A 15,182-nucleotide genomic window follows, 5' to 3' on the forward strand; every position below is an offset into this window, starting at 1 on the left:
AGGGGATCAGACAGATTGAGAGAAGCGTTGTATTGCTCTACCATGACCCGATACGTATGGCCTGAGGACGTTTTCGTGCACAATCCCGCATTTCTCATCACGATTGATACAGAGGGCGATAACCTCTGGCAAAAACATGACAGCATCACCACCGAGAATGCGCGTTATCTCCCGCGTTTTCAGCAGCTTTGCGAAAAGTATGGCTTTAAACCGGTCTATTTGACCAACTATGAAATGGCCATCGACCCCTTTTATATCGAATTCGCCAGAGACGTGATTGCCCGCGGCACCGCGGAAGTCGGTATGCATTTGCATGCCTGGAACAGCCCGCCGACCGAGCCGCTGACCGCCGACGACTGGCGGCATAAGCCTTATCTCATTGAATACAGCGATGCCATGATGCGTGAAAAGGTCGACTATATGACGCATCTGCTGGAGGACACCTTCCAGACCAAAATGGTTAGCCATCGCGCCGGGCGCTGGGCCTTTGACGAGCGCTATGCGCGTCTGCTGGTGGAGCACGGTTATCAGGTGGATTGCTCGGTGACCCCACGGGTGAACTGGAAGACCGCCAAGGGGGCGCCGCAGGGCGATGGCGGGACCGATTATCGCCGCTTCCCGCAGCATGCCTATTTTCTCGATGAAAATGACATCAGCCGCGAAGGCCACTCGCCGCTGCTGGAAGTGCCGATGAGCATTCAGTACAAGCACTCCGCGTGGATGAACAGCGTGAAGCAGGGCTACGACCGCCTGCGCGGCAAAGTGCGTTCTCCCTCCGTACACTGGCTGCGTCCGATGGGCGGCAACGTGGAGACGATGAAAAAAGTCGTCGAACAAACGTTGACGCAGGGCAATGACTACGTGGAATATATGCTCCACTCTTCAGAGTATATGCCCGGCGGCAGCCCCACGTTCCAGAATGAACGGGATATTGAGCGTTTATACGCTGACCTTGAAGCCTTTTTTAGCTGGCTGGCGCCGCAGGTGAAGGGCATGACGTTGGCAGAATATTACCAGCGGAAAATCACACAGCGCTAACACAGCTCAAGGTACCGTATGCGTATCCTTAAACAATTGACGCGGAAAAAGAACGCTTTTTTCCGCGGCATTAAATTTAATTTAATTAACTATCGATACAGAAATAAGCCGGCGCGCAAACCCTTCGACCCGGTCCCCGTGCGCCGCGTGCTGCTATTGCGTCTGGACGATAAAGTCGGCGATATGGTGGTGACCACCGGCTGCGCCAGAATACTGGCCGAACGGGGATATCAGGTTTCGGTGTTAACCGGACCAATATGCTGCGAAATATTAGCCGGCTCAGAATTCATCGAGCAAGTATATTTATATCGACCACGCATGCCCTTAAATACGTTACGGGCGGCGGGTTTTGATGCGGTTATCGATTTTGATGACGTGACCAGCTATGAACGTTTTAAATTACTCGCCGATTTACGGGCGACCAGCGTGATTGGGTTTAATAAAGAGCCCTATAAACTTTACGATCATTCGATCGCTTTTTTTGACAGCAACAGCCATATTTCCCAGCGCTATAAACAGGTGGTGAAGCTTTTTGGCGTCGTTGACGACCAGCCATACGACTATCATCTCCCTGGCTGTCGCCATGAGCGGGAGAAGGTGGCGCGCTTGCTTTCCCAGGCCGGAGAGGTCGCACTGCGCATCGCCATTAACCCTTTTACCGCCTCCGAAGATAAAGACTTCTGTCGTCATCAGGTGGCGACCCTGGTCGAGCGGCTACATGCTCTGCCTTACCGGGTCTGTATCGTGATGGTGGGGCGCAGTGAGAAGATTCAGCAGCTGGGGCTGGATATGGCGCTGTACATCGCCGACAGCACCATCAACTCCGCCGTGGAGGTGATCCGCAGCTGTGATTTAGTCATTACGCCGGACACCTCGATCGTGCATATCGCCCGCGCCTTCGATAAACCGATGGTGGCGGTCTATAACAAACGTAAACTCAAGGATACCGGGCTGCCCGGCTATCATATTTGGGCGCCGGGCTATGACAAAGCGAGGCAGATCGTCTGTGAAGAAGCGAATGTCGCCGATGTGGCGATTGAGTCGGTGTGGCCGGTGATTAAAGAGCAGGCCGACCGGCTGGTCGCCGCCCGCAGTTAATATAAAAGTGACTATAAAAAAGGGCCGTCAGCGGCCCTTTTTTGTTAACGCTTTTCCGCCAGCCCTTTGCTGAGCGCAATGCCCAGCGGCAGCCAGAACAGCACCCAGGTCTCCCGGGGGTTGCTGATGATAAACATCCCCTGCGAGGCCATAAACACCAGAGCGTAAAACAGGATCGCCAGACTGTAGCGGCTGTCGGAGCGGCGCTTGCGCCACGCCTGCCAGAGTCCGCAGGCAATGACCGCCAGCAGCAGCAGTAAACCCACGATGCCGCCTTTCAGCAGCGCGCCCATATACACGCTGTGGGTGGTGGTGATGTGTTCGCCGCTGTAGTTGATGAAATCCAGTTCATAGCTGAAACCGCGTCCCAGCCAGGGCTGGCTGGCCATCTCCGACAGCGTATGGTGCCAGATACTCAGACGCAGCCCGCTTTGGGTGCCCAACTCTTCGAAACGGGCGAGCAGCATGTCGCCCACCGGCGTCATGACCAAAAGCAGAGCCACCAGCACGGCCAGCGCCGCGGCGATCAGCAGGTTGCGGCGGGTGAAGACGTGCAGGTGCAGCGTACAGCCGACCGCCAGCACCAGGGCGATGATCGGCCCGCGGCTTTGGGTCAGCAGCATCATCACCAGCATGATGGCCACCGGCAGATAGAGCCAGTGGCTGGCTTTTTCTTTCAGTAGCATGCCGCAGATTAAGATGCCGATGCCGCAGTATCCGGCAAGGTCGATAACGTTTGTTGGCCCGGGGTTCTCGGGGGAGACCGCTCGTTCGGTGAGGACCAGCGTGTGGTCGAACATCAGCGTCCACAGCGAGAGCACGGTGATCCCGCCAACCACCGCCAGCATGGCCAGGCGGCGGGTTCGTTCGTCGCTAAGCAGCATCGCCATCAGCAACAGATAGCCCGTCAGATACACACCGTGGGTGATCGGCGAATCAATATGCTGCGGCGTATGGCCCCACAGGTTACTGAGGGCGTAATAGGTAAAGAAGGCCGCCAGCAGCGTCCAGGTCTGCCACTGCTCGCGTAACACGTCGGCCAGCGCCTGGCGATTTTCCTGGCGTACCAGCGACAGCAACAGCAGCAGGATCGATAAATGCAGCAGATTATTGGTCCGGGTGGACATACAAAAAATCGCGCTGAAAAATAAAAACAAAGGAAAGACAATCGAGTAACCCTGTCGGGCGAAGTTACTCACTTTTAAAGTACTCATTAAACGCAACCTTTTCGAAAATAGTATCCGGTACAGCGCTTTCTGGGGAAAAATTAATCACCCGGATCTGGCGTTGCTGCAGTACCTGCGCGGCATGCGCAAAGGAGGGCATGACGAGGGTATCCACTTTTGTTGCCAGGTAAGAAGGCAATTTTTCTTGTTGTGTTTCGTAGAATCGCGGCTGGTTAAAATTGGTCATATCCAGGCCGCTCACCAGGATAGTATTGAAGCCCAGCCAGGCGAGAACTTGCAGCGCCCAGTAGACCACCGTACCGGCATCGAAGACGCCCTGGCGAATATCGGTGCTAAAACAGATATCCGGGCGCTGGGGATGAAAGCACATCGCCGTATTCTGCTGGTAAGTGCGCTTTATCGCTTCGCTGGCGACTTTAGGCTGGTAAATCTTATAGCAACCGTCCTCAATCAACGCCAAACGGCAGCGCAGCGCGTCCGGATAGCGATCGACGATTTTGGCGATCCCATGCATGGTGGTGAACAGCAGAATGTCCGGTTGGCTGACGATAGCGCGGATAATGTCCGGCTTCTTATCGAAAAACTCCATGTCGACGATGGTATAGAGCGAAAAGTGCAGGCGGTCGGCAAGATGCCAGGCGCCATTGACGCCCATCACTGGGATCGTTTTCGACAACAGGGAAAAATCGATATTGCGGGTCGAAGGGCCGGTGGCGGTCAGCAGGACTTCACCCTGCATGCTGTTTTTCAGCGCGCTCAGGCTGACCAGCGGCACCGTTTTCCCTTTATAGCGCAAGGCGCTGATTTCGCCGCTCGGCGCGCGAGTGATGCGGGTAAAAGGCCACAGATTTTCATTGTGACGATAAGCGCGAGGGCGGGTGTAGCGATAGATCTGCTTAAACAGGGATCCCATCAGAGCAGCCCCTGATTGTGCAGAAGAAGATGAACCTGGCTGGCGGTAATATCGCCGGTGCTGGCGCTGTTTTCCGGCCGCACGATGTGCTGGTTTTTACCGTATCCGCCAATCAGCCCCGGATCGGTCGGGCCGTAAAGCGTGAAGTTCGGTTTATCCAGCGCGGCGGTCAGATGACTGAGGCCGGTATCGACCGAGACGACGGCCCGGGCGCTGGCCAGAACCTGCGCTACCTGCTCAAGGCTCATGCGCGGCAGCACTTCAACATACTCCCGGCCTTCCGCCAGCCGCTTCGCCCGCGCCTCTTCGTGCGGGGCGCCCCACGGCAGCTTAATGCGGACGCCACTGTCGGCCAGCAGATCGAGCAGCTCCTGCCAGCGGTTTTCCGGCCAGTGCTTATCGTCGCGGGTGGTGGCGTGCAGGAACACCAGATAGGGGGCGGCAGCGCTAGCCTCGTGCTGCAGGAAATGGCGCGCAATGGCGTAATCCCCCTGGGTTTGGGGTTTCGCGTAGCCGAGACTTTTGGCGAACAGCTCGCGGGTACGTTCCACGGCGTGCTGCTGTTTCGCAATGTGGTGGCGGCGGTTGTAAAACAGGCTGGCCAGCGGCTCGCGGGCCGTTTGCCAGTCCATACCATGCTTGACGCCGTGCGCCAGGCGGGTGACTAGCGCAGCGCTTTTCACCAGCCCCTGGGCGTCGATGATGGCGTCATACTTTACCGCCTGGACGACCTCGCGAAAGGCTTTACGCTCCGCTTTGATCGGCGCGGAGAACCAGGCTTTACGCCAGCGGCGGATCGCCACCGGGATCACCCGCTCGACGCTTTCATGCCAGGAGGGGATCTGCGCGAAGCCTTCTTCCACTACCCAGTCGAAGCGGATGCCGGGGATAGCCTGCGCGGCGTCGGTCAGCGCGGGCAGCGTGTGCAGCACGTCGCCCATCGATGAGGTTTTTACAATCAATACCCGCATCCGCTACGCTTCCTCGTGTCCGGTTTTATCCGTCAACAATTCATTCAGCTCTTGCAGGACGCGCTCTGGCGTAATGTCGATCAGGCTCTGATGATAGCCTTCGGCGGCATCGCCTTTGCGCACTTTGTGGTAGCCGCTAATCAGGCGGATCACGCGCGCTTTATGCGACAGCGGCGGGGTAAAGTCCGGACTGCTCGGGCCATACAGCGCCACCAGCGGGCGGTCCAGCGCCGCGGCGACGTGCATCAGCCCCGAATCGTTAGTCACCACCGCTTTACAGGCGGCAATCAGGATCACCGCCTGCTCCAGCTGGGTTTCACCCGCCAGATTCCGGCACCAGGCCTGCTGCTCGCTGCTGAGGGCGGCGATGATCTCTTTGCCGGCCTCGTTATCTTTTGCCGAGCCAAATAGCGCGATCTGATAACCATCGTCGATGAGCTTTTTCGCCAGCGCAGCATAGTGATAGTGCGGCCAGCGTTTTGCCGGGCCGAACTCCGCGCCGGGGCAGAAGCCGATGATCGGCCGATCGTTGGACAGGTTAAAGGCGCTGCAGGCCTGCGACTTTTCCCCTTCGTTGACCTGCAGCTGCGGCCACAGCAGCGGCTGCGGCAGATCTTTGGCGCAGCGCATCACGCCGTTGTCGTAGGCCAGCGCCACGTAGCGTTCCACCATCAGCGGCCAGGCGTCTTTGTCCAGCACCCGGGCGTCGTTGAGCAGGCCGTAGCGCATCTCGCCGCGCCAGCCGGTGCGCAGCGGGATGTTGGCAAAGAAGGGGACTAATGCCGATTTAAACGAGTTCGGCAGCACGTAAGCGCGATCGTAGCGACGCTCGCGCAGGCTGTGCCCGAGCTTGCGGCGTTCGCCGATAGCCAGCGCGCCGTGGCCCAGCGGCATCGGGATCGCTTCGTTCACTTCCGGCATGCGCGATAACAACGGACGGCACCAGGCAGGCGCCATCACGTCGATAATCGCCTGGGGATAGCGCGCCCTGAGCGTACGATAAAGACTTTGCGACATCATCATGTCGCCCACCCAAGACGGGCCTACCACCAGAATTTTCATGTTATCTCTTACGCGCCCCGATTCAGCCAGGCCATATACTCCGTTACGCCTTCGGCAACGGTTTTGAACGGTTTGTCATAGCCCGCTTTACGCAGGTTAGTCAGATCCGCCTGGGTGAACGCCTGGTAGCGGCCTTTCAGTTTGTCCGGGAACGGGATGTACTCGATGCTGCCTTTTTTGTGGTACGCCAGGGTCGCATCGGCGACGGCCTGGAAGGATTCCGCGCGGCCGGTGCCGAGGTTGAAGATGCCGGAAACGCCGTTTTCCCAGAACCACAGGTTGACGTCAGCCACGTCGCCGACGTAGACGAAGTCGCGCTTGAAGCCGTCGCTGCCTTCGAACAGTTTCGGACTTTCGCCATTATTCAGCTGGGTGTTGAGGTGGAAAGCGACGCTCGCCATGCTGCCTTTGTGGCCTTCGCGCGGCCCGTAGACGTTGAAGTAGCGGAAGCCGACGATCTGCGAATTGGCTTCAGGCAGGATCTGACGGACGTATTCATCGAACAGGAATTTGGAGTAGCCGTAGACGTTCAGCGGCTGCTCGTACTCGCGGGACTCGATGAAATCGCTGGTGCGTCCACCGTAGGTGGCTGCCGAAGAGGCGTACAGGAACGGAATTTCGCGCTCCAGGCAGTAGTGCAGCAGCTCTTTGGAGTACTGATAGTTGTTGTCCATCATGTACTTGCCGTCCCACTCCGTGGTGGAAGAGCACGCGCCTTCGTGGAAGATAGCGTCAATGTCGCCGAACTCTTCGCCTGCCATAATCTGGATCAGAAAGTCTTCTTTATCCATGTAGTCAGCGATGTTCAGGTCAACCAGGTTCACAAACTTGGTGCCGTCTTTCAGATTGTCGACAACCAGAATGTCGGTAATGCCCTTGTCGTTCAGCGCTTTAACGATGTTGCTGCCGATAAAGCCTGCGCCGCCGGTTACGATGATCATAACTGTACCTTTGAAGTTGAGAGCCCGGAGACAATCCGGACATGAATGCTCATATCATATCACCACATGAGCAAGCCTACAGCCATTCGCAGAATAAGGTGCTGGGCTGACGTGATTTATGCTGCAAATAATTCATTCAGGCATGCATCATCTCGTATCAGCGTATAGCTTTGGGTAATATGTGCCAAATTTTGCCGAATCTGGAGAGTTGCAATGCGTGGTGATTTCTACAAACAGTTAACTAGCAATCTGGAGACCGCTCGGGCCGAAGGCTTGTTTAAAGAAGAGCGCATCATCACCTCGGCGCAGCAGGCGGACATTACCGTCGGCGACAGCCACGTGATTAACTTCTGCGCCAATAACTATCTGGGTCTGGCCAACCACCCGGCGCTGATCGACGCGGCGAAATCCGGTATGGACAGCCACGGCTTCGGGATGGCCTCGGTACGCTTCATCTGCGGCACCCAGGATACGCACAAGCAGCTGGAGAAGAAGCTGGCGGATTTCCTAGGTATGGAAGACGCGATCCTCTACTCCTCTTGCTTCGACGCCAACGGCGGCCTGTTTGAAACGCTGCTCGGCCCGGAAGACGCCATTATCTCCGACGCCCTGAACCATGCCTCTATCATCGACGGCGTACGCCTGTGTAAAGCGAAACGCTTCCGCTATGCCAACAACGACATGCAGGAGCTGGAAGCGCGCCTGAAAGAAGCCCGCGACGCCGGGGCGCGTCACGTGTTAATCGCCACCGACGGCGTCTTCTCGATGGACGGCGTGATCGCCAACCTGAAAGGCGTATGCGATCTGGCGGATAAATACGATGCGCTGGTGATGGTCGATGACTCCCACGCCGTCGGCTTCGTCGGCGAAAACGGCCGCGGCTCCCACGAATACTGCGACGTGATGGGTCGCGTCGACATTATCACCGGCACGCTGGGTAAAGCGCTGGGCGGCGCCTCCGGCGGCTACACTGCCGCACGCAAAGAGGTGGTCGAGTGGCTGCGCCAGCGTTCCCGTCCGTATCTGTTCTCCAACTCTCTGGCGCCGGCCATCGTGGCCGCCTCCATCAAAGTGCTGGAGATGGTCGAAGAGGGTGCAGACCTGCGCGATCGCCTGTGGGCCAACGCGCGTCTGTTCCGTGAAAAAATGACCGCGGCAGGCTTCACCCTGGCGGGCGCCGACCACGCCATCATTCCGGTGATGCTGGGCGAAGCGGTGGTGGCGCAGAACTTTGCCCGCGAGCTGCAGAAAGAAGGGATCTATGTCACCGGCTTCTTCTATCCGGTGGTACCGAAAGGCCAGGCGCGTATTCGCACCCAGATGTCGGCGGCGCATACCCCTGAACAAATTGAGCGTGCGGTGGAAGCCTTTACCCGCATCGGTAAACAACTGGGCGTCATCGCCTAATAAGGGTGTGAGATGAAAGCGTTATCCAAACTGAAAGCGGAAGAAGGCATCTGGATGACCGACGTACCGGAACCGGAAGTCGGCCATAACGATCTGCTGATTAAAATCCGCAAGACCGCCATTTGCGGGACCGACGTGCACATCTACAACTGGGATGAGTGGTCGCAGAAGACTATTCCGGTACCGATGGTGGTCGGGCACGAATATGTCGGCGAAGTGGTGGGGATTGGCCAGGAAGTGCGCGGCTTTAAGATTGGCGACCGCGTCTCCGGCGAAGGGCATATCACCTGCGGCCACTGCCGTAACTGCCGCGCGGGCCGTACCCACCTGTGCCGCAACACCATCGGCGTGGGCGTCAACCGCCCGGGCTGCTTTGCCGAGTATCTGGTGATCCCGGCCTTTAACGCCTTTAAAATCCCCGACAATATCTCTGATGACCTGGCGTCTATCTTCGACCCGTTCGGCAACGCTGTGCACACTGCGCTCTCCTTCGATCTGGTGGGGGAAGACGTGCTGGTCTCCGGCGCCGGCCCGATCGGCGTGATGGCGGCGGCGGTGGCGAAACACGTCGGCGCGCGTAATGTGGTGATCACTGACGTTAACGAGTACCGTCTTGAGCTGGCGCGCAAAATGGGCGTCACTCGCGCGGTGAACGTGGCGAAAGAGAACCTCAATGACGTGATGGCCGAGCTGGGGATGACCGAAGGTTTCGACGTGGGCCTGGAGATGTCCGGCGCGCCGCCGGCGTTCCGCAGCATGCTGGATACCATGAACCACGGCGGTCGTATCGCGATGCTGGGTATTCCACCGTCAGATATGTCCATTGACTGGACCAAGGTCATCTTTAAGGGGCTGTTTATCAAAGGGATCTACGGCCGCGAGATGTTCGAAACCTGGTACAAGATGGCGGCGCTGATCCAGTCTGGTCTGGATCTTTCACCGATCATCACCCACCGCTTCGGCATTGACGACTTCCAGAAGGGTTTTGACGCCATGCGCTCCGGCCAGTCCGGTAAAGTGGTTCTGAGCTGGGAATAACGCCTCCGGTCTGTTGTAAAAACCAGCAAAAAAGGCGCCTGCGGGCGCCTTAATTTAGATTTGGATAACATTTTTAGCCTGCTTAATATCAAGCGCACAATTTCTACATCGATTTTACGGTTATTCGCTTATACAGTGTGTTTAGTCGCGGTTTAACTTTGTAACTATCATGCTTAAACTCTCCGTATGCTTACTGACCTGTAACTCTGCACGTCTGCTCATGGAGGTGCTGCCCCCGCTGCTGAGGGTGGCCGATGAGTGTATTGTCGTCGACTCCGGTAGCACCGACGAAACGGTCTCTATTTGTCAGCAGTTTGGTCTCACCGTCCATCACCATGCCTATAAAGCCCACGGCGCGCAGATGAACTATGCCATTGGGCTGGCCAGCCATGACTGGGTGCTGTGCATGGACAGCGATGAAATTCTTGATAACGACGTCGTGTCGGCCATTCAGGCGTTAAAAGCGGGGGAGGAGCCTGACCCGGCATGCGCCTGGCGTTTGCCGCGCTACTGGTTTGTCCTCGGCAAGCAGGTGCGGACGATCTACCCCATTTCCTCGCCGGATTACCCGGTGCGCCTCTTTAACCGCCAGCAGGCGCGATTTAACGACCGGCCGGTGGATGACCAGGTGGTTGGACACGCGCGATCCGTCAGGCTGCCGGGCTTTGTACGCCATGACACCTTTTATTCGCTGCATGAAGTGTTTAATAAGCTGAACAGCTATACCACCCGGCTGGTGAAGCACCAGCAGATCAAACCTTCGCTGGCGCGGGGGATCGTCAGCGCGATTGGCGCTTTCTTTAAATGGTATCTGTTCAGCGGGGCGTGGCGCTATGGCAAAGTCGGCGTGGTCACCGGCCTGTACGCCACGTTTTATAGCTTTCTCAAATATTTTAAGGCGTGGTACGCCCACGAAGATAACCAGGCGCCCGTCGCGCAAAAGCGAACGGACCCCTGAGTGGTCTAGTTGCCGGGATTGTCCCAGCCCTGCCATTTGAGGCGATAGTACTGGACCAGCGCGCTCTGGCTGATGCTGTCGCTGAGGATAGTGAAGAAGCGGCTGGCGTTCACGGGCTCCAGCGGGCGCTTCGGCTTGCAATACTTCACGCCGTGGAACGGATTACGCGGCTTCTGCTGCTGCGGCGCCGTTTGTTGCGCGGGCGGCTGAGCGTAGTTTGGCGTCGAATTGTCGACCTGCGGCTCGTTGAGCAGGCTGCTCGGGCGCACCAGCGTGATATCCGGCGGCAGGTTATAGACCATCTGCTGCAGCACCCGCACCGTCGTCGGATGCGGATGGCCAATGGCTATCGCAGAACCGTTACGTCGCGCCAGGGCGATGGCGCGGTTGAACTGGGTGCGGATATCGGCTTCATTCTGCGTATCGTCAAGAAACACCTTGCGCTTAATCACCTTCACCCCGGTGCCCTGCGCGGCGCGCATGGCCTGGGTATTGCCGATGGTCACGCTGTCGAGAAAATAGAGATTGTAGCGCTCCAGGGCCTGCATCACCTTCTGCATGCCAAACAGGTTGGAGGTCATCGCGCTGCCCATATGGTTATTCAGCCCGACGGCGTAGGGGACTTTGCCGTAAGCTTCGCGAATGATGCGCTCGATCTCCTCGCTGCTCATTTCGGGACGCAGGGTGTCTTTTTCCAGCGGCTGTTTGCTGAGCGGCGCCATCGGCAGGTGGATGAGCACTTCATGGCCCAGATTATGCGCTTTCGTGGCCATTTCCCGGGCGTGCGGCGCGTTCGGCAGCACGGCGACGGAGATAGTGGACGGCAGCGCCAGCACCTGATTTTCGGTCTGCGGGCGGTAGCCAAAATCGTCAATAACGATGGAGAGTTTGCCAGCGAACGCTGGCGCCGCCAGAGCCAGCGAACCGGCTACGGCAAGAGCAATTGCGCGAAATTGAAGCAAAACTTATCTTCCCAACCACGGCTGTGGATTGACCGCCTGACCCTGGCGGCGAATTTCGAAATAGAGCGACGGACGGCCCTGACCGCCGCTGCTGCCTACGAGCGCGATAGGCTGACCGGCACGCACCTGCGTACCGACGCTGACCAGCGCGCTTTGGTTATAGCCATACAGGCTCATGTCGCCTTTGCCATGCTCGACCACCACCACCAGACCATAGCCCTGCAGCCAGTCGGCCAGAATGACCCGACCATCGGCAATGGCTCTGACTTCGGTGCCTTCAGACGCGGCGATAACCATCCCTTTCCAACGTAGTTCACCTTGCAGCTGTTCGCCATATCGATGAAGGAGCGGACCGCGAACCGGCCAGAACGCCTGACCGCGCGGCGAGCCCAGCCCGCCGGTGCGTGACATCAGCGAACGCTCGCTTTCCGTTGGTTTATAGGTGGTGCCTTTGCGCGATGCTTCCTGCTGGCGGTCGCGCACCGCCTGCGCATCGCGTGCTTCCCGATCGGCTCGGGCTTTGGCGGCAGCCTCCGCCTGGGCGATACGACCGCGTAGGCGCGATTCGTTAGCCCGCAATTCACTTAACTGTTGCTGACCTTGCTGAATGGAGGATTCCAGTCCGGAAAGGGTCTTTTTCCGTTCGTTACGCGCCTGCTCCAGCTTCGCCTGCTGAGCTTTTTGCTCGTAGACCAGCGTCTGCTGCTGGCTCTGCTTCTCTTCGAGCATCGACTTTTGCACCGCCATCTCTTCGCGCGTTTTCTTCAGTTCCGCGATGGTTTCCTGACGGGCCTGGTTGAAATAGCTGAAGTAGACCTGCATCCGCTGATTGCGCTGGCCCTCTTCACCGCTCAGCACCATCTGGATGCCGGTATGCGGCCCCTGGCGGAACGCGGCGTCAAGCTGCGCGGCGAGGTTACGCTCCTGAGACGCGCGCTGGCGCTCCAGCTTGGCGAGAGAGGCGTTCATTTCGTCAATCTGCTTATTGAGCTGGTTCAGGTTGTCCTGGGTTTCGCGCAGTTTGCGGGCCGCGGCGGCGATCGCTTCTTCCTGCGCTTTGAGCTGGGCGAGCAGGCTTGCGCGCTGCTGCTGCTGTTGCTTAATCGCCCGCTGCCTGGCGGCGATGTCGGCCTGGATGGACTTAAGCTGATCGCGATCGTCGGCGTGCGCAGATGACGCGCACAGTAATACGCCAGCGCTGAGCGCGCTGGCGTAAAGGACGGATCGAACTGCCGTTGCGATCCATGTAGTTGAATACGTCGCCTTTCCCCTCATGGGGAAGGATTATTCCACGATGAACAGCGGCTTGCCAGTCATCTCTTGCGGGATTTCCATTCCCATCAGCGACAGCATGGTTGGGGCGATGTCGGAAAGTTTGCCGCCATTGACCGCTTTAACCGCTTTGTTACCGACGTAGATCAGCGGAACCGGCAGGTTGGTGTGGGCGGTGTGCGCCTGACCGGTGGCCGGGTCGCGCATCTGCTCGGCGTTACCGTGGTCGGCGGTGATCAGCAGCTGACCGCCAACGGATTCCACCGCCTGCGCTACCTGATCGATGCAGTGATCCAGCGCTTCAACGGCTTTTACGGCGGCTTCCATCACCCCGGTATGGCCAACCATATCGCCGTTCGGGTAGTTACAGATGATAGTGTCGTACTGGCCGCCTTTGATGGCCGCGACCAGTTTCTCGGTCAGCTCGGCGGAGCTCATTTCCGGCTGCAGATCGTAGGTCGCTACTTTCGGCGAATTAATCAGAATCCGCTCTTCGCCTTTGAACGGCTCTTCTACGCCGCCGTTGAAGAAGAAGGTGACGTGGGCGTATTTTTCAGTTTCGGAGATGCGCAGCTGGGTTTTATCGTGCTTGGCCATCCACTCGCCGAAGGTATTGGCCAGCGAGGCGGGCGGGTAGGCGCAGGCCACTTTGATGTCGGCGGCATATTCGGTGAGCATCACGAAGTCGAGGTTAACCACTTTCTTACGCGCAAAGCCGTCGAAGTCGGCGTTGACGAAGGCGCGGGTGATTTCGCGCGCGCGGTCAGCACGGAAGTTCATGAAGATCAGCGCATCGCCATCTTCCATCGCCGCATCGGCCTGGCCGGCGGCGCGGATCACGGTCGCTTTCACGAACTCGTCGTTTTCGTCACGGGCGTAGGCAGCCTGCAGACCGGCGACGGCGGTATCGGCCTGGAATTCGCCTTTCGCCAGGGTCATCAGGTCATAGGCCTGCTCAACGCGATCCCAGCGGTTGTCGCGGTCCATGGCGTAGTAGCGGCCGATGAGCGACGCGATGCGGCCTTTGCCCAGCGCGGCAAATTTGGCTTCGAATGTCGCCAGCGTTTTTTCCGCGCTGCGCGGCGGCGTATCACGGCCGTCGAGGAAGGCGTGCAGGTAGATCTTCTCAGCGCCGCGCTCTGCCGCCAGCTCCACCATCGCCATGATGTGATCTTCGTGGCTGTGGACGCCGCCTGGCGACATCAGACCCATGATATGTACCGCTTTGCTGGCGGCAACCGCTTTATCGACCGCGGCGGTCAGTACCGGGTTGGCGAAGAAGGTGCGTTCTTTAATTTCCACATCGAGACGGGTCAGGTCCTGATAGACGATACGACCGGCGCCCAGGTTGACGTGACCCACTTCGGAGTTCCCCATCTGACGGTCCGGCAGGCCAACTTCCAGGCCGGATGCATCGATCAGGGTATGCGGACGTTTGGCCCACAGGGCGTCCATTACCGGCGTTTTAGCGCTGTAAATGGCGTTATCCTGTTGGTCTTCGCGATAGCCGTAGCCATCCAGAATCACCAGTACCATAGGTTTTTTAGTAACCGACATTGCGACAACCTCATGCTCAAAGACAGAAATTTTGCGTAATTTTACTACAGCTGAATCGTTTAAATCCCCGTGAAAGATCAAAGAAAGGGAGCGGCCAGTCCGTGGCGCGTCAGCGAGAACGGCTTTTTTTCGCCGCCGCCCGCAGAAAATACATTACATCGCGCTCACTGGCTGTAATTGCCACAAGGCACAGGTATACTCCTTTCCTGGTTTTTTTCTCACTTAGTCGGGAGTTGTAACCCCCCATGCAAGAAATTATGCAATTCATCGGCCGTCACCCTGTTCTGAGCATCGCGTGGATCGCGCTGCTGGGGGCGGTGCTGTTCACCACCTTCAAGGGCCTGATGTCGAAAGTTAAAGTCATCACCCGTGGTGAAGCGACGCGTCTTATCAATAAAGAAGACGCGGTAGTGGTCGACCTGCGTCAGCGTGACGATTTCCGTAAAGGCCATATTGCCGGCGCCATCAACCTGCTGCCCAGCGATATCAAAGCGAATAACGTCGGCGAGTTGGAAAAACACAAATCGCAACCCATTATTGTGGTAGACGGTTCCGGCATGCAGGCGCAAGAGCCAGCCAACGCGCTGAACAAAGCCGGGTTTGAAAAAGTCTTTGTACTGAAAGAGGGCATTGCTGGCTGGAGCGGCGAAAACCTCCCTCTGGTACGCGGCAAATAACTTACCCCGCGTGGTGATGCCGCCGCGTTTTCCCCGTCGCGCCTGACGTGAGGGGAACACAGGCTGCGGCGTAAAACCCTCAGGGTAATAACAGGAGTGAA

Annotated in this window: 14 protein-coding genes; 6 read left to right on the top strand and 8 right to left on the bottom strand. The window is 57.9% G+C overall.

The features are described from left to right. Positions 1–75: 75 nt before the first annotated feature. On the top strand, positions 76–1,038 hold the full coding sequence (locus ACLEXF_RS21920) for a polysaccharide deacetylase family protein (protein WP_012540311.1): 963 nt from the start codon (positions 76–78) through the stop codon (positions 1,036–1,038). An 18-nt stretch (positions 1,039–1,056) separates the two neighbouring features. Continuing rightward, positions 1,057–2,136 (top strand): glycosyltransferase family 9 protein, encoded by a 1,080-nt coding sequence (locus tag ACLEXF_RS21925; protein ID WP_017900047.1) that lies wholly within the window; start codon positions 1,057–1,059, stop codon positions 2,134–2,136. 44 nt (positions 2,137–2,180) lie between these two features. Here ACLEXF_RS21925 and ACLEXF_RS21930 read toward each other — a convergent pair whose 3' ends face one another. The 5 genes from ACLEXF_RS21930 to rfaD are packed head-to-tail and all read right to left on the bottom strand — an operon-like array spanning position 2,181 to position 7,210. After that, positions 2,181–3,350, bottom strand: a complete 1,170-nt coding sequence (locus ACLEXF_RS21930) for an O-antigen ligase family protein (RefSeq protein ID WP_017900046.1) — start codon at positions 3,348–3,350, stop codon at positions 2,181–2,183. Beyond that, complete coding sequence (locus tag ACLEXF_RS21935) at positions 3,328–4,236, bottom strand: hypothetical protein (protein ID WP_064189825.1); 909 nt, start codon at positions 4,234–4,236, stop codon at positions 3,328–3,330. The genes ACLEXF_RS21930 and ACLEXF_RS21935 overlap by 23 nt, the downstream gene beginning before the upstream one ends. Continuing rightward, positions 4,236–5,207 carry a lipopolysaccharide heptosyltransferase RfaC gene (rfaC, locus tag ACLEXF_RS21940; RefSeq protein WP_407259556.1) on the bottom strand — a complete coding sequence of 324 codons (972 nt, stop codon included), beginning with the start codon at positions 5,205–5,207 and terminating at the stop codon, positions 4,236–4,238. The genes ACLEXF_RS21935 and rfaC overlap by 1 nt, the downstream gene beginning before the upstream one ends. A gap of 3 nt (positions 5,208–5,210) precedes the next feature. Next, positions 5,211–6,269, bottom strand: coding sequence for an ADP-heptose--LPS heptosyltransferase RfaF (gene rfaF / locus ACLEXF_RS21945; RefSeq protein WP_004205055.1), 1,059 nt, complete (start codon positions 6,267–6,269; stop codon positions 5,211–5,213). Between the two features lie 8 nt (positions 6,270–6,277). Then, positions 6,278–7,210 (bottom strand): ADP-glyceromanno-heptose 6-epimerase, encoded by a 933-nt coding sequence (gene rfaD, locus ACLEXF_RS21950; RefSeq protein WP_004205054.1) that lies wholly within the window; start codon positions 7,208–7,210, stop codon positions 6,278–6,280. Between the two features lie 213 nt (positions 7,211–7,423). Between rfaD and kbl the strand changes: the two genes are divergently transcribed. The 3 genes from kbl to ACLEXF_RS21965 all read left to right on the top strand — a co-directional run bounded on the left by kbl (position 7,424) and on the right by ACLEXF_RS21965 (position 10,613). Beyond that, positions 7,424–8,617, top strand: coding sequence for a glycine C-acetyltransferase (gene kbl / locus ACLEXF_RS21955; protein WP_017900044.1), 1,194 nt, complete (start codon positions 7,424–7,426; stop codon positions 8,615–8,617). Positions 8,618–8,629: 12 nt separating this feature from the next. Continuing rightward, the gene (tdh, locus tag ACLEXF_RS21960) at positions 8,630–9,655 is read left to right on the top strand and encodes an L-threonine 3-dehydrogenase (protein WP_004205051.1); all 1,026 of its coding nucleotides are present in this window, start codon (positions 8,630–8,632) and stop codon (positions 9,653–9,655) included. A gap of 169 nt (positions 9,656–9,824) precedes the next feature. Then, positions 9,825–10,613 (top strand): glycosyltransferase family 2 protein, encoded by a 789-nt coding sequence (locus ACLEXF_RS21965; protein WP_017900043.1) that lies wholly within the window; start codon positions 9,825–9,827, stop codon positions 10,611–10,613. Positions 10,614–10,618: 5 nt separating this feature from the next. Here ACLEXF_RS21965 and ACLEXF_RS21970 read toward each other — a convergent pair whose 3' ends face one another. From ACLEXF_RS21970 to gpmM, 3 genes are read right to left on the bottom strand one after another with little or no spacing between them, the layout of a single operon-like run. Beyond that, a complete protein-coding gene (locus ACLEXF_RS21970) occupies positions 10,619–11,575 on the bottom strand; it encodes a divergent polysaccharide deacetylase family protein (protein WP_004205049.1) in 957 nt (318 codons plus the stop codon). Between the two features lie 3 nt (positions 11,576–11,578). Then, positions 11,579–12,850 carry a murein hydrolase activator EnvC gene (envC, locus tag ACLEXF_RS21975; protein ID WP_004205048.1) on the bottom strand — a complete coding sequence of 424 codons (1,272 nt, stop codon included), beginning with the start codon at positions 12,848–12,850 and terminating at the stop codon, positions 11,579–11,581. 9 nt (positions 12,851–12,859) lie between these two features. Then, complete coding sequence (gene gpmM, locus ACLEXF_RS21980; protein WP_407259557.1) at positions 12,860–14,404, bottom strand: 2,3-bisphosphoglycerate-independent phosphoglycerate mutase; 1,545 nt, start codon at positions 14,402–14,404, stop codon at positions 12,860–12,862. Positions 14,405–14,649: 245 nt separating this feature from the next. Between gpmM and ACLEXF_RS21985 the strand changes: the two genes are divergently transcribed. Continuing rightward, on the top strand, positions 14,650–15,081 hold the full coding sequence (locus tag ACLEXF_RS21985; RefSeq protein ID WP_004205046.1) for a rhodanese-like domain-containing protein: 432 nt from the start codon (positions 14,650–14,652) through the stop codon (positions 15,079–15,081). The last annotated feature ends 101 nt before the right edge of the window (positions 15,082–15,182 follow it).

It is taken from the genome of Klebsiella pneumoniae complex sp. WS1778 (assembly GCF_049472055.1).
Taxonomy (GTDB): Bacteria; Pseudomonadota; Gammaproteobacteria; order Enterobacterales; family Enterobacteriaceae; genus Klebsiella; species Klebsiella quasipneumoniae.